19 protein-coding genes are annotated in these 19,590 nt (G+C 55.0%); 15 read left to right on the top strand and 4 right to left on the bottom strand.

Annotated features, from left to right (window positions below; translation table 11 throughout):
* The first annotated feature begins 5 nt into the window (after positions 1–5).
* Both yhdP and tldD read left to right on the top strand, forming a co-directional pair.
* A complete protein-coding gene (yhdP, locus tag ED901_RS01965; RefSeq protein WP_122094478.1) occupies positions 6–3,836 on the top strand; it encodes an AsmA2 domain-containing protein YhdP in 3,831 nt (1,276 codons plus the stop codon).
* Positions 3,837–3,978: 142 nt separating this feature from the next.
* Complete coding sequence (gene tldD, locus ED901_RS01960; RefSeq protein ID WP_056776193.1) at positions 3,979–5,424, top strand: metalloprotease TldD; 1,446 nt, start codon at positions 3,979–3,981, stop codon at positions 5,422–5,424.
* Between the two features lie 33 nt (positions 5,425–5,457).
* Here the strand turns inward: tldD and aaeR are convergent, their stop codons facing one another.
* A complete protein-coding gene (gene aaeR, locus ED901_RS01955; protein WP_056776195.1) occupies positions 5,458–6,396 on the bottom strand; it encodes an HTH-type transcriptional activator AaeR in 939 nt (312 codons plus the stop codon).
* Between the two features lie 282 nt (positions 6,397–6,678).
* On the opposite strand from aaeR, the gene aaeX reads away from it, so the two are divergent.
* Genes aaeX through aaeB form a run of 3 tightly spaced genes read left to right on the top strand, consistent with a single transcriptional unit; the run spans position 6,679 to position 9,793 of the window.
* On the top strand, positions 6,679–6,882 hold the full coding sequence (gene aaeX / locus ED901_RS01950) for a p-hydroxybenzoic acid efflux pump operon protein AaeX (RefSeq protein ID WP_015698919.1): 204 nt from the start codon (positions 6,679–6,681) through the stop codon (positions 6,880–6,882).
* Positions 6,883–6,889: 7 nt separating this feature from the next.
* Positions 6,890–7,825: a p-hydroxybenzoic acid efflux pump subunit AaeA gene (gene aaeA, locus ED901_RS01945; RefSeq protein ID WP_122094476.1), complete on the top strand. Its 936-nt coding sequence runs from the start codon at positions 6,890–6,892 to the stop codon at positions 7,823–7,825.
* 9 nt (positions 7,826–7,834) lie between these two features.
* Positions 7,835–9,793, top strand: a complete 1,959-nt coding sequence (aaeB, locus tag ED901_RS01940; RefSeq protein ID WP_122094474.1) for a p-hydroxybenzoic acid efflux pump subunit AaeB — start codon at positions 7,835–7,837, stop codon at positions 9,791–9,793.
* Between the two features lie 60 nt (positions 9,794–9,853).
* On the opposite strand, the gene ED901_RS01935 is transcribed toward aaeB, so the two are convergent.
* A complete protein-coding gene (locus ED901_RS01935; protein WP_122094472.1) occupies positions 9,854–10,447 on the bottom strand; it encodes a sugar O-acetyltransferase in 594 nt (197 codons plus the stop codon).
* Between the two features lie 184 nt (positions 10,448–10,631).
* Here ED901_RS01935 and ED901_RS01930 point away from each other — a divergent pair, with 184 nt between their 5' ends.
* The 3 genes from ED901_RS01930 to ED901_RS01920 all read left to right on the top strand — a co-directional run bounded on the left by ED901_RS01930 (position 10,632) and on the right by ED901_RS01920 (position 12,935).
* A complete protein-coding gene (locus ED901_RS01930; protein WP_056776205.1) occupies positions 10,632–12,092 on the top strand; it encodes an NAD-dependent succinate-semialdehyde dehydrogenase in 1,461 nt (486 codons plus the stop codon).
* A 94-nt stretch (positions 12,093–12,186) separates the two neighbouring features.
* Complete coding sequence (locus ED901_RS01925; protein WP_122094470.1) at positions 12,187–12,636, top strand: ribonuclease domain-containing protein; 450 nt, start codon at positions 12,187–12,189, stop codon at positions 12,634–12,636.
* A 5-nt stretch (positions 12,637–12,641) separates the two neighbouring features.
* Positions 12,642–12,935, top strand: a complete 294-nt coding sequence (locus ED901_RS01920) for a barstar family protein (RefSeq protein WP_056776209.1) — start codon at positions 12,642–12,644, stop codon at positions 12,933–12,935.
* A gap of 36 nt (positions 12,936–12,971) precedes the next feature.
* Here ED901_RS01920 and yjgA read toward each other — a convergent pair whose 3' ends face one another.
* Positions 12,972–13,523 (bottom strand): ribosome biogenesis factor YjgA, encoded by a 552-nt coding sequence (gene yjgA / locus ED901_RS01915; protein WP_056776213.1) that lies wholly within the window; start codon positions 13,521–13,523, stop codon positions 12,972–12,974.
* Positions 13,524–13,740: 217 nt separating this feature from the next.
* On the opposite strand from yjgA, the gene pmbA reads away from it, so the two are divergent.
* Entirely contained in the window at positions 13,741–15,081 is a 1,341-nt protein-coding gene (pmbA, locus tag ED901_RS01910; protein WP_122094468.1) for a metalloprotease PmbA, read from the top strand.
* 147 nt (positions 15,082–15,228) lie between these two features.
* Positions 15,229–15,615, top strand: coding sequence for a cytochrome b562 (gene cybC / locus ED901_RS01905; protein WP_056776218.1), 387 nt, complete (start codon positions 15,229–15,231; stop codon positions 15,613–15,615).
* 628 nt (positions 15,616–16,243) lie between these two features.
* Here the strand turns inward: cybC and rnk are convergent.
* Positions 16,244–16,654: a nucleoside diphosphate kinase regulator gene (gene rnk / locus ED901_RS01900; protein WP_056776220.1), complete on the bottom strand. Its 411-nt coding sequence runs from the start codon at positions 16,652–16,654 to the stop codon at positions 16,244–16,246.
* 398 nt (positions 16,655–17,052) lie between these two features.
* On the opposite strand from rnk, the gene ED901_RS01895 reads away from it, so the two are divergent.
* From ED901_RS01895 to ED901_RS01875, 5 genes are read left to right on the top strand one after another with little or no spacing between them, the layout of a single operon-like run.
* Entirely contained in the window at positions 17,053–17,403 is a 351-nt protein-coding gene (locus ED901_RS01895) for a PRD domain-containing protein (protein ID WP_122094466.1), read from the top strand.
* A 48-nt stretch (positions 17,404–17,451) separates the two neighbouring features.
* Entirely contained in the window at positions 17,452–17,817 is a 366-nt protein-coding gene (locus ED901_RS01890; protein WP_122094464.1) for an SFCGS family glycine-rich protein, read from the top strand.
* Complete coding sequence (locus ED901_RS01885; protein WP_047605601.1) at positions 17,817–18,116, top strand: DUF4312 family protein; 300 nt, start codon at positions 17,817–17,819, stop codon at positions 18,114–18,116. The genes ED901_RS01890 and ED901_RS01885 overlap by 1 nt, the downstream gene beginning before the upstream one ends.
* Before the next feature lie 32 nt (positions 18,117–18,148).
* A complete protein-coding gene (locus ED901_RS01880; RefSeq protein ID WP_056776226.1) occupies positions 18,149–18,925 on the top strand; it encodes a DUF4311 domain-containing protein in 777 nt (258 codons plus the stop codon).
* Between the two features lie 12 nt (positions 18,926–18,937).
* Positions 18,938–19,585 (top strand): DUF4310 family protein, encoded by a 648-nt coding sequence (locus ED901_RS01875; RefSeq protein WP_056776229.1) that lies wholly within the window; start codon positions 18,938–18,940, stop codon positions 19,583–19,585.
* Positions 19,586–19,590 lie beyond the last annotated feature (5 nt).

Below are 19,590 nucleotides of genomic sequence, written 5' to 3'. Positions count from 1 at the left end.
GAAGTTTGAGGCGACTGCCCGGTATTTTATTAACCACCAGCGCAACCCTTGTCGTGATAGTGGCTTTGGTGATCAGTGGCTTACGTCTGGCGTTGCCTCAGTTGAGCCGTTTCCAGAACCAGCTGGTCGCGAAAGTCGAATCTGCGACGGGCGTGCCGATCGAACTGTCACAGATCAGTGCCAGCTGGAAAACCTTTGGCCCGATCATGGAGGTCCGGGGCCTGCAGGTGACGTTGCCGGATTCCACCCTGAAGGTTCAGCGCATCACCCTGGCGCTGGATGTCTGGCAGTCGATGCTGCATCTGCGCTGGCAGTTCCGCGATCTCACTTTCTACAACATGCAGTTGGATCTGAACAGCACGCTGGGCGGAGACAACAATCAGGGCAATGGCCTCAAGCCAAACCGCATCAGCGATATTTTCCTTAAGCAGGTCGATCACTTCGATTTGCGCGACAGCCGTATTTCCTTCCTGACACCGTCCGGCCCGCGCGCCGAATTCGACATCCCGCAGCTGACCTGGCTCAACACCCATAACCGCCACCGCGCGGAAGGCCAGCTGAGTCTGTCGAGTTTCAACGGTCAGCATGGTGTGGTGCAGGTGCGTATGGATCTCAATGATTCCAACGGGTTGCTCAACAACGGCAAGATTTACCTGCAAGCTGATGATATCGATATGAAGCCGTGGTTCAGCCGCTGGCTGCGCAGCAACACCGGCCTTGAGAGTGCCAATTTCAGTCTGGCGGCCTGGCTTACCGTGCGTAACGGCGATGTGTATGCCGGTGATGCGCTGCTGAAAACCGGTTCTGCAACCTGGAAAACCGGCGATGACGAACATCGTCTGGACGTAAATAACCTGACGCTGCACGGCAATCGTCAGGGGAATGGCTGGCAGCTTGGTACGAAGCAACTGAACATCAAAACGGACGGCGTGGCCTGGCCAAAAGGCACTCTGGACGCGTTGTACCTGCCGGAAAACAACGAATTCCTGGGGCCCTCGCAGGGCGAAGAGTTGCGTATCCGGGGTACCCATTTGCAACTGGAACGCCTTGGTCCGGTGATACCGACCTTCTCATTCCTGACGCCTGCTCTGCTCGAACGCTGGCAGGATCTGAAACCGTCGGGCAAGGTCGACAGCCTGGCGCTGGATATTCCTCTCAAACAACCCGAGCACACCCGCTTTATTGCTAACTGGCACGATGTCAGCTGGCAGCGTTGGGAATTATTGCCGGGCATCAATCATTTCAATGGCAGCCTGAAAGGCAGCGTCGCCGGCGGCCAGCTGAACGTCAAATTACAAGACAGCCAGTTGCCTTACGGTGAGATGTTCCGCGCGCCGCTGAACGTCAGTGCCGCAACCGGCTCATTCAACTGGACCAACGATAAAGACGGCTGGGCATTGTCCGGTAAAGACGTGGATGTCAAAGCAGACGCGCTGTGGGCGAAGGGCGACTTCCACTACAACCAGCCTGCGAACGGCGAGCCGTGGCTGAATATTCTGGCCGGTATTCGCCTGTACGACGCCGGTCAGGCGTGGCGTTACTTCCCCGAAAAGCTGATGGGCAAACATCTGGTGGATTATCTCACCGGCGCGATCCAGGCCGGGCAGGTGGATAACGCCACGCTGACCTTCAACGGTAATCCGCATCACTTCCCGTTCAAAAATAACGAAGGGCAGTTCCAGGTGTGGGTGCCGTTGCGCCACTCCACCTTCCAGTTCCAGCCTGAATGGCCCGCGCTGACCGATCTGGATATCGATCTCGATTTTCTGAACGACGGTTTGTTCATGAAAGCCGCGCACACAAAATTGGGCAACGTAGATGGCAACAACGTCGTCGCCAATATCCCGGATTACCTGAAAGAAAAACTGTTTGTCGATTCTGATCTGCGCGGTTCCGGCAAAGATATCGGTGATTATTTCATGAACACGCCGCTGCACGACTCCCTGGGCAGCGCTTTGCAGGAGCTGCAAATCAGCGGCGAAGTGAATGGTCGCTTACATCTGGATATTCCGCTCGACGGCGAACTGGTTCGTGCTACCGGTGGCGTGACGCTCAAAGATAACAGCCTGCTGATCAAACCGCTGGAAAGCACCATCAGCCACCTCAGCGGGGAGTTCAGTTATGACAATGGAAATCTGCAAAGCAACAGAATGACCGGCAACTGGTTCGGGCAACCGATCAACGTGATGTTCAGTACGCAGGAGCTGGCAGACGACTTTAAGATTCAGGTGGGTCTGGATGCGAACTGGCAGTTGTCGAAGTTGCCAGGGTTGCCTGCGGTGGCCGCCAGCAAAATTTCCGGCGGTACGCCGTGGAAGGCTGACGTCAATATTGCCCTGCCGCACAAAGGCACGCCGAATTATACCGTTGATGTGAATGCCGATCTGAAAGATGTAAGCAGTCACTTACCGGATCCTCTCGCTAAGAAAGCTGGCCATTCGTTGCCGCTGCTGGTGAAGGTGAAAGGCGATTTGCACAGCTTCAATCTTGAAGGCGTGCTGGCCGGGAAAGATCATTTCAACAGCCGCTGGCTGCTGGGTAAACAGCTCAAACTGGACCGCGCCTCCTGGCAGGCGAACACCAAAAAAACACCGGCGTTGCCGCAAGACAGCAGCCTGACGCTTAACCTTCCGGCGCTGGACGGCGAAAGCTGGCTCGGACTCTTGTCGCCGGAGAAAGCGACGCAGGGCAGCGGCAGCAGTAAAATGGCCGGCTTCAGCTTCCCACATGAAATTATCCTCACCACGCCGGCGCTGACGCTGGGCGGACAGGTGTGGAATGACCTGACGCTGCGATCAACGCAGGGGCATCAGGGGCTGGCGATTGCCGCCAAAGGCAAAGAGATCGACGGCACGCTGAACATGAATGACACCGGCCCGTGGCTGGCAAACCTGCGCTACCTGTATTTCAATCCGCAATGGACGGTGGCAGACGTGTCGGAAAGCGGTAAAGCGGCGTCGAATCCAGCGGGCAATGACAAAATTTCCTTCGCCAGCTGGCCTGCGGTGCAACTGCGCTGCGAAGCCTGCTGGTTCCTCGGCCAGAATTTCCGCAAGGTGAACGCCGATGTGACCCCGCAGGGCGATCAGTTAATGCTGCGCAACGGCCTGATCGACACCGGTGTTGCACGACTGGACGTACAGGGCGACTGGAAGCAGAACGATCAGGGCGAGAATACCGGCCTGAAAGGTAAACTGAGTGGTAAAAATATCGATCAGGCGATGTCATTCTTCGGTGTCACCACACCGCTGAAAGGCGCGCCTTTTGATGTGAATTTTGATCTGCACTGGAAATCTGTCCCCTGGAAACCGGATGTCAGCACGCTCAACGGCACGCTGAAAAACGAGCTCGGTAAAGGTGAAATCGCCGACGTTGGCGGTGGTCGCGCCGGGCAGTTACTGCGTCTGGTTAGCTTCGATGCGTTGCTGCGTAAGTTGCGCCTCGATTTCAGCGACACCTTCGGTCAGGGCTTCTATTTTGACTCGATCAAATCGACCGCCTGGATAAAAGACGGCACGCTGCATACCGATGATCTGCTGGTTGACGGGCTGGCGGCGGATATCGCCATCACCGGTAAGGTCAACTTTGTGAGTCAGAAACTGGATTTGGAAGCGGTCATCGCGCCGGAAATTTCAGCCACCGTCGGCGTGGCAACGGCGTTTGTGATAAACCCTGTGGTCGGCGTGGCCGTGTTTGCAGCCAGTAAAGTGCTGGCACCGCTGTGGAATAAGATTTCGCTGATCCGCTATCAGATCACCGGCACCATCGCGGAGCCGCGTATCAATGAAATTCTGCGTAAACCCGTCACCGCGCCGAAGGCTGCTGCCGCGCAGTAATCCCATTCAGGATGGCGGCAGGCAACCTTGTCCGGGCTGTGTTAGGCTGTTAATAACCTTGTAACAATGGATTGTCCGGCGCACTGAGCGACGCATTACGCTTCAGTCCGCCGGATTTTCGTCTAAAAGAGAGTGAACATCTATGAGTCTGGCCTTAGTCAGTGAGCAGTTACTAACTGCCAATAATCTGAGTCATCAGGATCTGTTTTCCGTTTTGGGCCAGTTGTCAGAACGTCGCCTCGATTACGCCGATCTCTTTTTCCAGTCCAGCTTCCATGAAGCCTGGGTAATCGAAGACAGCATCATCAAAGACGGTTCTTACAATATCGATCAGGGCGTGGGCGTGCGTGCCATCAGCGGCGAGAAGACCGGTTTCGCTTATGCCGACCAGATCACCCTCAATGCCTTAAATCAAAGCGCCACCGCCGCGCGCAGCATTGTCCGCGAACAGGGCAATGGCAAAACGCGCACGCTGGGCGAAGTGGCCTACCCGCCCCTGTACTCCGCGCTGGATCCGCTGCAAAGCCTGCCGCGTGAAGCGAAAATTGAGCTTTTACATCGCGTGGACAAAATCGCCCGCGCTGCGGATAAACGTGTGCAGGAAGTCAGCGCCAGCATTACCGGTGTGTATGAAACGGTGCTGGTGGCCGCCACTGACGGTACGCTGGCGGCAGATATCCGTCCGCTGGTTCGCCTGTCCGTAAGCGTGCTGGTCGAGCAGGATGGCCGCCGTGAACGCGGCTCCAGCGGCGGCGGTGCGCGCGTCGGTTATGATTATTTCCTCGAAACAGTTAACGGTGAAGTGCGCGCCGAAGCGTTCGCGCGCGACGCAGTGCGTATGGCATTGCTCAATCTGACCGCCGTCGCCGCCCCTGCGGGTGGGATGCCGGTGGTTCTGGGCGCAGGCTGGCCGGGCGTGCTGTTGCACGAAGCGGTCGGACACGGCCTGGAAGGTGATTTCAACCGTCGCGGAACGTCCGTCTTTAGCGGTCAGATGGGGAAACTGGTGGCGTCCGAACTGTGTACCGTCGTCGATGACGGTACTATGCACGGCCTGCGCGGTTCACTGGCGATTGACGATGAAGGCGTGCCGGGCCAGTACAACGTGTTGATCGAAAACGGCGTGCTGAAAGGTTACATGCAGGACAAACTGAATGCGCGCCTGATGGGCGTAGCGCCGACCGGTAATGGCCGTCGTGAGTCGTATGCGCACCTGCCGATGCCACGCATGACCAACACCTACATGCTGGCGGGAAAATCTACGCCGGAAGAGATTATCAGCAGCGTCGAATACGGCCTGTATGCGCCGAACTTCGGCGGCGGTCAGGTGGATATCACGTCCGGCAAGTTCGTGTTCTCAACATCCGAAGCGTATCTGATTGAAAACGGTCGCATCACTAAACCGGTGAAAGGCGCGACGCTGATCGGGTCGGGTATCGAAGCGATGCAGCAGATTTCCATGGTAGGTAACGATCTGGCGCTCGATAAAGGCGTCGGTGTGTGCGGCAAAGAAGGCCAGAGCCTGCCGGTCGGGGTCGGTCAGCCAACCCTGAAACTGGATAATCTGACAGTGGGCGGTACCGCTTAAGTTTTGTTTTAGCCTCCCCTGATCAGGGGAGGTTTACCCCCACGTCGTTCCCTTTTTCCCCTGCCTGTAGCCCTGATACACCTTACTGACCTGTTTAAAGTAATCCGTCAGATAGTTAATGCATACCTGCACTTTCAGCGGCAGTTTGTCTTTTTCGGTATACAGCGCGTAAACCGGGCGAGGATCTGACTGGTAGCTGCGGAACAAGATCTCCACTTCCCCGGCATTGATTTCTTCGATGATCCACATCAGCGGCACATAAGCGATACCCACCCCGGCTTTCAGCCAGCGGATCATCGTTTGCGAATCATTGGTGACGAAACGCCCCTGCGGATTGATCCGGGTGGTAATGCCCTCGGGCGCGATCAGTTCAAACTCACTGTCGGGGCGCACGCTGTATTCCAGCCATGAGAAATTCACCATATCCGCCGGTTTTTCCGGCGTACCGTGCTGGGCCAGATAGCTGCGCGCGGCACACACGACCATGGGCATCGAGCCGAGTTTTGTGGAGAACAGGCTGGAATCCTGCAACGCCCCGACGCGGATCACCAGGTCTAAGCCGTCGGCGATCAGATCCGGCGCCGGAATGCCGGTGACCAGATTCACGGTCAGGCCGGGATATTCACTGAGCATCTCGGCAGTCATGGCAGCAAGAACATTTTGTGCCATTGTCGATGAGCTGCCGATGCGCAACGTGCCGGTGGGTGTGTTGTTGAAGGCGTATAATTGCTCATGCACTTCGCGCACGTCTTGCAGCATTTTCCGGCAGCCCTGATAGTAAATCTTTCCGGCTTCAGTCAGACCAATGCTGCGTGTGCTTCGGTTTAGCAATTTGATTTGTAAGTCATTTTCAAGTTTTGAAATCGTCTGGCTGATGGCGGAAACGCTCATGTCGAGACGTCGTGCCGCCGCGGTAAATGAGCCGCTTTCAACCACCTGGGCGAAAATTGACATACGTTTTAATCGGTCCATTGTTAACTCTGGCTTAAAAGTGATTTAGATCACATAACGTTGATCACTTGATAATAAGCAGGCTAATATACTCTCCCGGGCGATAACCCTCAGGTCGCATTTTCCTGACGGCTTACCTTCGCACACTTCCCTGGCAACCCCACAGTTTTCGTCGTCACTTCCCGTGAAGATTTATCTCCGGGTTTGTGAGCTGTTGCCTAAAATAATGAATAATGTGTGCGCGGGACTCACCACACCTTTTTCTGGTCATACTGCCCGTCGTCATAATGTAAGGAATTTTTGATGAGTTTGCTTCCGGTAATGGTGATTTTCGGATTGTCGTTTCCCCCGGTGTTTTTTGAAATACTGCTGGCGCTGGTCGTGTTTTTCCTGCTGCGACGCGTCTTGCAGCCCACTGGGATCTACGACTTTGTCTGGCACCCGGCGTTGTTCAACACAGCATTGTATTGCTGTCTTTTCTACCTGATCTCCTGCATGTTCGTCTGAGGGCGTTGTGAAAAATTTCTCTATAAAAATAATACGTTATGCAATTACGCTGATCCTTGTCGTTCTGGCTGTCATCGCTATTTTCAAAGCCTGGGCGTTCTACACGGAATCACCGTGGACCCGTGATGCCAAATTTACCGCCGACGTCGTCTCTATCGCGCCCGACGTGACCGGCCTGATTACCGATGTCCCGATCACGGACAACCAGCTGGTGAAGAAGGGGCAAATCCTGTTCAAAATCGACCAGCCGCGTTATCAGCAGGCGCTGGACGAAGCGAGCGCTGACGTGGCTTATTATCAGGCACTGGCCGCCGAGAAAAGACGCGAAGCCGGACGCCGCGTGAAACTGGGCGTGCAGGCGATGTCGCAGGAAGAGATAGATCAGGCGAATAACGTTCTGCAAACCGCCCAGCATCAGCTGGCGAAGGCTCAGGCAGCACGTGATCTGGCGGTGCTCGATTTACAGCGCACCGTGGTGGTGGCTCCGGCAGATGGCTGGGTGACTAACCTTACCGTGCATCCGGGGAACTACATTAACCGTGGTTCTACGGCCGTGGCGTTAGTGAAGAAAAACTCCTTCTACATTCTGGCTTATCTGGAAGAAACCAAACTGTCCGGCCTGAGCAAGGGCGATCGCGTGGAAATTACGCCGCTCGGCAGCAACCGCATCATGCACGGCAGGGTCGACAGCGTGGCAGCAGCGGTCACCAACAGCTCTTCTTCTGCGGCGACTAACGGTCTGGCGACCATCGACAGTAATCTCGAATGGGTGCGTCTGGCGCAGCGCGTGCCGGTGAAAATCGTGCTTGATGATGCCGACCAGCAACATCCGTACCCGGCCGGGACAACGGCGACCGTTGTGATCACCGGCAGCCACGACCGTCAGCAGAATGAAGGTTCTCCGTTCCGCCGTCTGTTACATCGCCTGAGAGAGTTTGGCTAAGGCCGGAAAATGAATAGTGTACTTATCCCACGCGTGCGTTTTGCATTTAAGCTGACGTTCGCGATCCTCGGCGCGCTGGTGCTCGGGTTCTATCTGCAACTCGAAACCCCGCGCTGGTCGGCCATGACCGCCGCCATCGTGACCTCCGGCCCGGCGCTGGCCGCCGGCGGTGAGCCGTTCGCCGGGGCAATCCGCCACCGTGGTTTTCTGCGGGTGATCGGCACCTTTATCGGCTGTATCGCGGCGCTGGTGATTGTGATTGCCACGGCGCGCGCGCCGGTAGTGATGCTGTTGTTGTGCTGTATCTGGGCGGGTGTCTGCACCTGGTGGTCATCGCTGGTGCGCATCGAGAACTCTTATGCGCTGGGGCTTGCGGGTTATACCGCACTGATTATCGTCGTGACTTCCGCATCGGCGCCGTTGCAAACGCCGCAGTTTGCGGTGGAGCGGTGCAGTGAAATCGTCCTTGGGATTTGTTGCGCTATCGTCGCTGACTTACTGTTTTCTCCCCGTTCTATCAAAAAAGATATCGACCGCGCCGTCAGCCAGCTGATGCTCGATCAGTTCGCGCTGATGCGGATTTGCGTGAACAACGCGTCGAAAGAAGACATTGATAAATCGTGGAATAATCTGGTGAAGAGCACCACGGCGCTGAACGGTATGCGCAGCAGCCTGATGATGGAGTCGTCACGCTGGCAGCGCTGCAACCGGCGTCTGAAAGCGCTGCACAGCACGTCGCTGAGCATGATCACTCAGGCCTGCGAAACCTATCTGATCCTGCAAGGCACGCCGGAACGGTTATCGCCGGAACTGAAAATGATGTTCGATGAACCGGCGGAGACGGTGGCAGATGTTCACCGCCGGATGAAACAATTACGGCAGGCCATCACCGGCTCGCACAGCGATAACGTCCTGATGACCCTGAGCGCCTGGACCGGTGCAGGCACCCGCGCGCTGTTGCTGATGAAAGGCATCCAGACCAACAGCAGTATCAGCACCATTGAAAGCGGCGTGCTCGATGGCGAAGTGGTGGTGCGCCCTGTGTCGGCAGAGCGCCATCATGCGATGATCAACGGTCTGCGAACGTTCACTGCCACCGCTATCGGCTGCCTGATGTGGCTGTGGACCGGCTGGACCTCGGCCAGCGGCTGCGTGATTATCATCGCCGTCGTGACCTCGCTGGCGATGCGTACTCCTAACCCAAAAGGGATGGCGATGGACTTCATCGTCGGTATGCTGCTGGCTATTCCGGTGGGTTCGATGATGTTTATGCTGATCATGCCCGCCACGCAGCAAAGTTTGTTCCTGCTGTGTCTGATGCTGGGGATTTTCACCTTCTTCATCGGTATCGAAGTGACCAAGCGCCGCCTCGGTATGCTCGGGTTGCTGGCGGGCACCATCAATATTCTGGTGCTCAGTAACCCCATGAAATTTAACGTTACTGCGTTTCTGGATAGCGCGATGGGGCAGGCCATTGGGACGGTGATTGCGATGGTGGTGTTGCTGATTATTCGCGATAAATCGCGCGAAAAAACGGGCCGTACCTTGCTCAACCGCTTCATGAGCAGCGCGGTGTCGGCACTGACCACCAAGGCTTATCGCCGCCGCGAAAACCATCTTCCGGCGCTCTATCATCAGCTCAACCAGCTGCTGGTGATGTTCCCGAATGACATCGGTAAATACCGTCTGGCGCTGATGCTGATTATCGCGCATCAGCGGATGAAGATGGCGGAAGTGCCAGTGAACGATGAACTGTCGGCATTCCATAAGAAAATCCGTAATACGGCAGACCACGTGGTGTCGTCATCGGGTGAAGGGAAACGGACGTACTATTATCAGCGTCTGCTGAAAGAGCTGGGCGAGTATCAGGAAAAACTGGTCGAGTACGATGCGCCGCTTAAAGTCACCGAACCGGTTCGTCGCCTGACTGACATGCTGCACCGCTATCAGCATTCATTCCTGGCATAAGCCGATAGTTACCGGCGTAAAAACCACAGGGCCGATGCGGTAACGCACCGGCCTTTTTTATTAATCACGTTCTGCGGTCACAAAGGCGTGGCGATCTTGCGGGCTGATGGCACGCATCACGCGACAAGGCACGCCCGCCGCGACCACGTTGGCAGGAATGGATTTCGTGACCACGCTGCCCGCCCCAATCACGCTGTTACGGCCAATCGTCACACCCGGATTCACTATCACCCCCGCGCCCAGCCAGACGTTGTCTTCAATAACGATCGGCTTCGAGAACTGTTGCCCGGTGATGCGGATGTCCGGGTCGATCGGGTGCCCGGCGGTGGCGAGCGTCACGTTCGGCGCGAACATCACGTTATCGCCGATGGTCACGGTGGCGTCATCCACCAGGGTCAGATTGAAGTTGGCGTAGAAGTTTTTACCGATGTGAGTGTGTGTGCCGTAAGCAACGCGCAACGGCGGCTCAACCCAGCCGTTCTCGCCCAGGCTGCCCATGATGTCTTTGAGCATCCGCTGGCGTGTCTCTTCTTCTGACGGGCGGGTGAGATTGTAATCGTACACCCGCTCCTTTCCCGCGCGGCGCTCCTCCGGCAAGCCTTCGCCCATGTCCGTATACAGCTCACCGATGTTCATTTTTATGCGTGTCGACATCCCTTTTTCCTTAATCAATGGGTGATTCATCACGCAGTTTACTGACCGGCTATGACGTTGTGAACGTGTGACATTCGACTTTGCGACCTGTGTCTCTCAGTGCTGTCTGAGAGACGCTTCTTCTTAAGCCGCTATACTTATTGCTATTCACTGCTTTAAACGGCGCACATCAGGAGGATTTACCATGTCTGCCCAATACCAAAAACTGTCCAAACATCCTTTATTTAAGACCGGCTATTTCACCGGCGGGAAATGGCACGAGGCGAAAACGACGTTTGATGTGCGGGATCCGGCGACGGGAGAGATCGTCGCCAAAGTGGCGAAAGCCGGAAAAGCGGAAACCGAAGCAGCGATCAAGGCCGCCAGCGAGGCTTTCCCTGCGTGGAGAAAAACCACGGCCAAAGCGCGTTCTGAAATTTTGTACCGCTGGTATCAGCTGATGCTGGAGAACAAACAGTTTCTCGGCGAGCTGATGGTGGCGGAGCAGGGTAAGCCGCTGAAAGAGGCGCTGGGCGAAGTCGATTACGCCGCCAGCTATCTGCAGTGGTTCAGTGAGGAAGCCAAGCGCGCCAACGGCGAAATCATCCCTCCGGCGAAATCCGGTTCACGTATTCTGGCAACCCGCGAACCGGTCGGCGTGGTGGCGGCGATCACCCCGTGGAATTTCCCGCTGGCAATGCTGACCCGCAAACTCGGCCCTGCGCTGGCAGCAGGGTGTACCGGTCTTATCAAACCGGCCAATAACACGCCGCTCTCGGCCTTCGCCCTGCTGCAACTGGCGAAAGACGCCGGTGTACCGGACGGCGTGATCAACGGCGTGGCCGGTGATACTCATGCCATCAGCGATGCGATCATGGCCAGTGACAAAGTGCGCAAAGTCTCCTTTACCGGTTCGACGGAAGTGGGCAAAACGCTGGTGCGCAACAGCGCCGATACGATGAAAAAAGTGTCGATGGAACTGGGCGGTAACGCGCCTTATATCGTGTTTGACGACGCCGATCTCGAGGCTGCCGTGAAAGGGGCCGTCACCTGTAAATTCCGAAACACCGGGCAGGTATGCGTTTGTATCAACCGCATCTATGTGCAGGACGGCGTTTACGATGCTTTCGTGACGCGTCTGGTGGAAGAAGTCCGCAAACTGAAGGTCGGCAACGGCATGGACGACGGCGTTATCGTCGGGCCGCTTATAGACATCAAAGGGCTGGAGAAAGTGGAAGACCACGTTAAAGATGCGCTGGAGAAGGGCGGGCGTCTGATGGAAGGCGGCGGGCGTCATAAACTCGGCGGTAACTTCTTCCAGCCGACGGTGATTGCTGATGCCAACGACGACATGAAAGTGGCGCAGGAAGAAACCTTCGGCCCGCTTGCGGCCTGTTTCCGTTTCAAAACGGAAGAAGAAGTGATTAAGCGCGCCAACGACACGCCTTTCGGGCTGGCGGCGTACTTCTACAGCCAGAATCTGCAACGTATTTTCCGCGTCGCGGACGCCATTGAAAGCGGCATGATTGGCGTGAATGAATGCGCGATTTCCAACGAAGCGGCACCGTTTGGCGGCGTGAAAGAATCCGGGCTGGGACGTGAAGGATCGGTGCTGGGGCTGGAAGAGTATTTGCAGGTGAAAACGTTACATTTAGGAAATCTATAAGTCGTCTTTTCAGAAAGACGCTTTTAGTTAACAATAATCAGTAGCAAACAAAGGGCCGGAAACGGTGCTTTCCGGCAAAGCACAAAGGACGTCAATGAAGGTATTTAACGGGCTGCGTTCGCGCACGCTGATGATGGTGGCGGCGGTGATGCTTGGGCTGTCGGGCATGGCCGGGCAGGCTGTCGCAAAATCGACATACAATCAGGGCACAATCGTGTCAGGCACCGACGAGAAAACGGTGGTCAGCTATGTGCGTCAACACCAGCGTCTGCCGGACAATTACATCACCAAGAAAAAAGCCCGCGAAGCCGGCTGGGATGCGCGTGCCGGGAATTTATGCGATGTGCTGCCGGGCAAAGCCATTGGCGGCGACCGTTTCTCTAACCGGGAAGGGCGTTTACCGGCAGCCAGCAAACGGGTGTGGCGTGAGGCGGATATCAACTATCGCTGCGGACGTCGTGGCGCTGACCGGCTGCTGTTTGCCAGCGACGGTCTGATTTATGTCAGCCGCGACCATTATCAACATTTTGTTCGGGTGGAGTAATGTCGATGAAAAAAGTGAGCTTCGATTTTAATCACATCCCGGATTTACCCGCATTCTATCGCGAGTTTGTCCGTCAGTTTTCCCTGACCGACAGCTTCGGCGCGAATCTGGATGCACTATGGGATGAAGTAACGGGCGGGATCGCACTGCCGGTTGAAGTGGATTTCATCAACCTGAATGCCAGCCGTAAACGGCGGTTCGGTGCACTGATTTTGCTGTTTGAAGAGGCGGAAGAAGAGCTGGAAGGTGAGCTGCGGCTGAATCAGGTCGATAAACCGGTTGCGAAAGCCAAAGTCTGAAAAGAAAAACCCGCCATCAAAGCGGGTTTTTGTTTTTTATTCCTGGCCTTCAGCCAGTTCGCGCAGATACTGGAAAATCTGGCGGTAAGATTTCGGCGGCTTGTTGGTCGCTTTCTCTTTTTGCGCATTGCGGATGAGGGCGCGCAGTTGCTGACGGTCAGCGGTCGGGTATAAATCCAGCACCGTTGGCACCGCATCATCACCTTCTTCGACCAGACGGTCACGCAGCATTTCCAGTTTATGGAACAGCGAAACCTGCTGGTTGTGGCGGTTTTTCAGTTTATCCAGCGCAGTTTCAATCGGTTCAACGTCGCGCGAGCGCAGCATTTTACCGATCAGCTGAAGCTGGCGGCGACGGCCTTCTTTCTTGATCTTCTGCGCTAAATCGATAGCGGCGCGCAGATCTTCGTCCAGTGGCAGTTTATCGAGGGAGTTTTTACCCAGATCCACCATTTCTGCACCGAGATCTTTCAGCGCCTCGGCGTCACGTTTGATTTCACTTTTACTGACCCAGATGATCTCATCATCTTCATCGTTCTCATTATTCTCGGGAACGTCATCGAGCCAGTCGTCAATTTTCTTTGTCATGGGCGCTTCCTCTTAACGAGGTAATCCTGTCAGTTTGATTGTGCTTTATTGCTTCGGCGGCATTATGCCACAGAGATGGCTATTCTGTTGCAACTTCGGTCTGATCAACGCCGCACGCAATGCGAAATTATGGCGAGTCTCTGTTAGACTCAAAAGTATAAGTTTCTCTGTCTCAGTGTAGAACAATCCCTTTTATCTCATAAGCGATGGCATGCCGATGAACGTAGTGAATCAAGTTGCGCAGCAGCGTAAAACTCTCGAACAAGCCGTATCTCAGGCTCTGGAACTGGCAAAAGCGGGTTCAGATGCTGCAGAAGTGGCGGTCAGTAAAACCACCGGTATCGGCGTCAGTACACGTTTTGGTGAAGTCGAGAACGTTGAGTTCAACAGCGACGGCGCATTGGGCATCACCGTTTATTATCAGAACCGTAAAGGCAGCGCGTCTTCTACCGATCTCAGCCCGGACGCTATTTCCCGCACCGTGCAGGCCGCGCTGGATATCGCCCGTTACACGTCGCCGGATCCGTTCGCAGGCGTGGCCGACAAAGAGATGCTGGCGTTTGATGCGCCGGATCTGGATTTATTCCACCCGGAAGAGCTGGATCCCGATCGCAGTATCGAACTGGCAGCCCGTGCAGAACAGGCCGCGCTGAAAGCCGACAAACGCATCACCAATACCGAAGGCGGCAGTTTCAACAGCCATTACGGCATCCGCGTATTCGGCAACAGCCATGGCATGTTGCAGAGTTACTGCTCGACACGTCATTCGATTTCCGCGTCAGTGATTGCTGAACACGAAGGCGACATGGAACGCGATTACGCCTATTCCATTGCCCGCAAAATGAGTGACCTGAAAGATCCGGAATGGGTCGGTGCGGAGTGCGCTCGCCGCACGCTTTCGCGTCTGGCACCGCGTAAATTACCCACCATGCATGCGCCGGTGCTGTTCGCCTCCGAAGTGGCGACCGGTCTGTTCGGCCATCTTGTGGGCGCCATCAGCGGCGGCAGCATTTACCGTAAATCGTCCTTCCTGCTCGACAGCCTGGGTGAGCAGATCCTGCCAGAGTGGCTGACGATTGAAGAGCATCCGCATCTGTTGCAGGGCCTGGCATCCACGCCGTTCGACAGTGAAGGTGTGCGCACGCAGCGTCGCGATATCGTCAAAGACGGCGTACTGCAAACCTGGCTGATGACCTGTTATTCCGCCCGCAAGCTTGGCCTGCAAACCACCGGCCACGCAGGCGGCATCCACAACTGGCGCATTGCCGGGCAGGGTGATGACTTCGCCGGTATGTTGCGTAAGCTCGACAAAGGTCTGGTCGTCACAGAGCTGATGGGCCAGGGCGTCAGCGGCGTCACCGGTGACTATTCGCGCGGTGCAGCCGGTTTCTGGGTCGAGAACGGTGAGATTCAATATCCGGTGAGCGAAATCACCATTGCCGGCAATCTGAAAGACATGTGGCGCAATATGGTCGCCATCGGCAGCGATATCGAAACCCGCAGCAATATCCAGTGTGGTTCCGTGCTGTTACCGGCAATGAAAATCGCCGGCGAATAACCCTCCCCACAGCAGCGGTCGCCCGGCCGCTGCCTCAATTCTTTACAAAAAATTCATCCCGTTTTCCTCTCTCTCAGCCTATTTTTATAAAGCCTTACAAGCAATGTCGTTTTATTAAACAAATAAATAACAATAGAGAGAAAGATCATGCGTAAACAACTGATGGCGTTAGCGGTGTTAGCCATGCTGGGAAGCAGCACGGCAGCTCTGGCAGCAGATTTAGAAACGGACATGGACACGATTGCCGATAACTACGGCAAAGTGCTGAAAACCAACGATCAGGCCGAACTGACCACGGGGCTGGCAAACATGAAAGCGGCTGCCGAAGACGCAAAAAAAGCCACGCCGCCGAAACTGAAAGGCAAAGCGCCGGACAGCCCGGAAATGCAGGATTACCACAAAGGCATGGATACGCTGATCGGCCAGATTGATAAGGCATCTGAACTGGCGAAAGCCGGTAAAGTGGATGAAGCCAAGAAAGAAGCGGAAGGGTTTAAAGCGACCCGGAACGAGAATCACAAGAAGTTTAAATAGGCAGATGGCCGCTACTCAACGGTTTACAGCGGTGAAAATTTCGGTTTCTCAATCGCGGTGATCACACGGCCACTTGCGCCGAAACCGACCAAAGAGGGCTAAGACGAGCCCTCTTTGGGATCTCCACGTCGTAAACTGCGCGCTCCGCTTCAGGTATCACAGCGACAGGCTGGAAATCTTGCCGCTACGCGGTGCCTTCTCCCGGGTTTCGAGCCTCTGGTCTCGAACCTCTCGCTCAGCAAGATCCCTGAATCGCCCGCACGATCTTAAATTCAAATTCAAATTCAAATTCAAAACCGATCTGCTTTTGATTGAGAGGCTGCAGCCGCTTTCAAAAATCACGCCGAAGGGAGCGGTGGAAAACCGCGCGTCTGTATGCGCGGGTTGTAACCCGACCGGAGGGCACCGCGCAGCGGCGGGATTTTGCGGCGATCACTGCGGCACCTGAAACATAGCCAGCGAGCGAAGCGCGTGTTGAAAAAGCGGGGAGAGATCCAAGAGAGGGAAAGCACTTCCCTCTCTTGGTCGGTTTCGGCGCTGCGAGTTAAGCGATCACCGCACGTGAGAAACCGAAACTTTCACAGTATTCATTGAGGCCGAGATGGCAGCGGCTTCTGCAAAAAAAACCTTAACTTCTCAGTTCCCCTGCCGCTTCCGGCTGAAACAACAACTCCAGCACTTCGATGCGGCTGTTCTCGCCATTGGGCATTTCCCACGTGATGCTTCCGCCGACGCGCAGGCCGAGCAGCGCAGCGCCCAGCGGAGCCATCACCGACAACTGTTCGTTGCTGTCTTTCAGCGCCGCCGGATACACCAGCGTGCGGATGTGTTCTTCGCCGTCTTTACCTTCTGTAAAGCGCACCTTACTGTTCATCGTGACCACGTCGGCAGGGATTTGCTCGGGCGGCAAAATCTCAGCGCGATCCAACTCTTCATTCAGGGCGTCGGCGACCGGGCTGCTGGCAAACGCAGGTTGTGCCAGCAGTGTGTCCAGGCGTTCTGCGTCAAGTTCATTGATGATCAGTGTCGGTTTACTCATAACATTCTCCATGGTTCCTTTTGCATCACCCGCTTCATGCGAGTGGGGTGCCGGTCGGCAAAAAATAACACCCCCGCGGGTGAGCGCAGGGGTGTCGGTGATTTGCATGTGTTCTTTGATACTAGGCACTCTTCAGCAGAAATGAAAGCGCTGTGAGGGAATTAATCCGCATTGCGAAAATTCCGATTACCAGTGAAATACGCTGCTACACCCTGCAATATTCAGTGATATGACGACTTAACTTTTCGTTTTGCGAATTGGATCCGCTCAGGGCACCGTATTTCCACTTCGAACTGGAAAAAGACCCTCTACACAGGAAATCTGTGCGGGGTTAGGGTAAAGACAGAAGAAATAAACGGCTGAAATAGTGAGTCAGGCAAGGAGAGAGGTAAACGCGAGTGAATAACGCAAGCGCATCTGTGAAGGGAACCGGGCGGATTGAATTGAAAGATGCTGCGGCGAAAACAGAGCAAGTTTTAAAAGATATTCAGAGGATGCAAAGTGCGAAGAATATCTACACCACAGATGTTCAGTTGCAGATGTTAACGTCACACGTGAAAGCTATGGTATTACGCTCAATTACCGGTGAACCGTTACCTGACGTTGAAAAAGAGTTATTTGATGAAATCTCTGCCGAGTCCATGCAAATGGCAGAAGAGGTCGTCAGCGAGTTCGGAAATTTACCGATTGAGGAAGCCTATTTGCTCTCGGTGCATTTTGAAGTCGCAAGAGACAACGAGCCGAAATAATATTTTTACTGAACGTTAAGCGAATTAATTAATCCGGAGAAGTGAATTATGGGACAAGTATTAGTTGTGATCGGCGACCGTTTAGGTAAAGGCCAGAAAGTGGCGGCAGGCGTGGAAGCGGCTGGCGGAAGAGCCATTGTTGTCCCAGGCATGGCAGCAGATATGAAACTCGGCGACGTGATGAAAGCAGAAGGGGCCAGCTTAGGTATTTCTTTCTGCGGCAGTGGCGGCGCAGGTGCGATTACCGCACAAAACAAATACGGATATAAAGCCAAATACGGGATGCGCTCAGTGGATGAAGGTGTCACGGCAATTAACGAAGGCTGTTTAGTATTAGGGTTCGGATTTATAGATAAAGAAGAGCTGGGTCAGCGTCTGGTTGAAGCTTATAACAAGAAGTATGGTCAGGCGTAATGAAGCAACAATTAACCACGACAGTTCGGGTTGAAGGAAAGGGCGAAAATAAGGCTGCCGCCTTTTCTTCCGCGCTGAGTCAGGTTCAGAGAACGGTTCTCAAATCTTCGGCGAATAATGTCTTGCTGCGCATTGAACCGCAGGACGTCAAGGTAATAAAAGCAGAAGAGTCCGTTAAAAGAGAAAAGTTTCTGTTCTTTTTTCTGGCCAGGGAAAGAAAGAGTTATTACGTGGCGTTAGACATTACCGTCAACCTGACTGTTATTAATACGGAACAGGTAGTTTTTGTCACGAAATAAAAACGTTAGCTATAAATGACAAGGATATACTGATGTTTTTAATTATTTTATTTAAGTCGCTTATTATCGGCGGACTGGTTGGCGTGGGCGTAGGTGCGGGTGCCGCACGTATGTTCCATGCGCCTACCGTGCAAGGGATGGGGGCTTTTCGTACGCTTGGGGAATTAAACTCCTGCGAAGGCGATCCGGCTTCGCATTTCTCATTTGGTCTGGGCTTCTTCTTTAACGCCTGGGCATCTTCCGTTGCGGCAGGTTCTTTCACACAGGACGTTGACCACCGCATCATTCCTCACTGGGCGACCGCGGCGCTGATGTTCAAAAACCGCAATGTTGCTGAAACCATGCATGACCCACGCAAGATGGCGATTGCCGGCGGCATCATCGGCATGATTGTGGTGGCCTTCCTCAACACCACCGCGTCCGCCGTTCCTCCGGCGTTGCAGGTCACGGCAATTAAAGTGCTGGTGCCTGCGGCAAACCTGCTGGTGAACACTGTCATGCCGGTGATTTTCTGGCTGGCGGCGATTGATGCAGGGCGTCGTTCCGGTTTCTGGGCCACCATTTTTGGCGGTCTGGCGCAGATGATCATGGGTAACGCCGTACCGGGTCTGGTGCTGGGTATCCTCATCGGTAAAGGCGTTGAAGAAAGCGGCTGGAACCACGTCACCAAAGTGATGATGGCGGCGATTATCGCGCTGTTCGTCCTCAGCGGTTTCTTCCGTGGTTTCGACGTCAAACTGTTGCAGTCATTCATGCTGGACGTCCCGACATGGCTGAACGGCATTCACAACTCACTCAGCGGTAAGTAAGGGAGCATGACAATGGAAGAACAAGCCAAACGTGGTTTCTGGTACGCCGAGTGGTCGTTCCCGATTTTTGTCGGACTGCTGTCCTCGGGCGTTTTCGCCGGGACACACATGTATTACCTGTACGGCATCGGCGCGTTTAACGAAGTGGCGTTTGTATCGATGTTGCGTTCCGGTATGGACACCGGCGTGTACGGCGCAGTGGCGGCCTTCGGTGCCAGCTTCCTGTTTGCCCGCATCATTGAAGGGTCACTGGTCGGTATTCTTGATATCGGCGGCGCCATCCAGACCGGTATCGGCCTGGGCGTTCCGGCGATGCTGCTGGGTGCCGGGTTTGTCTTCCCGGTGGCGAACTTCGCGGCTTCGCTGGTGACCGGTCTGATCCTCGGTTTAGCCGTCGGTTACATCATCATTCTGGCGCGTAAATTCACCATCAATCAGAGCAATTCGACCTACGGCGCTGACGTGATGATGGGCGCGGGTAATGCTTCCGGCCGCTTCCTCGGGCCGTTGATTATCCTGTCAGCCATGGCGGCCTCGATTCCAATCGGTCTGGGATCATTGCTCGGCGCACTGGGTTTCTATCTGTGGCAGAAGCCAATCACCGGTGGCGCGATCCTCGGTGCCATGATCCTGGGCGCAATCTTCCCGGTTTCATTGTAAGAACG

Origin of the sequence: Rahnella sp. Larv3_ips (assembly GCF_003697865.1) — a bacterium.
GTDB classification, from domain to species: Bacteria; Pseudomonadota; Gammaproteobacteria; order Enterobacterales; family Enterobacteriaceae; genus Rahnella; species Rahnella rivi.
The sequence above is the reverse complement of the archived record's forward strand: the minus strand, read 5'-3'. Positions and strand labels throughout refer to the sequence as shown.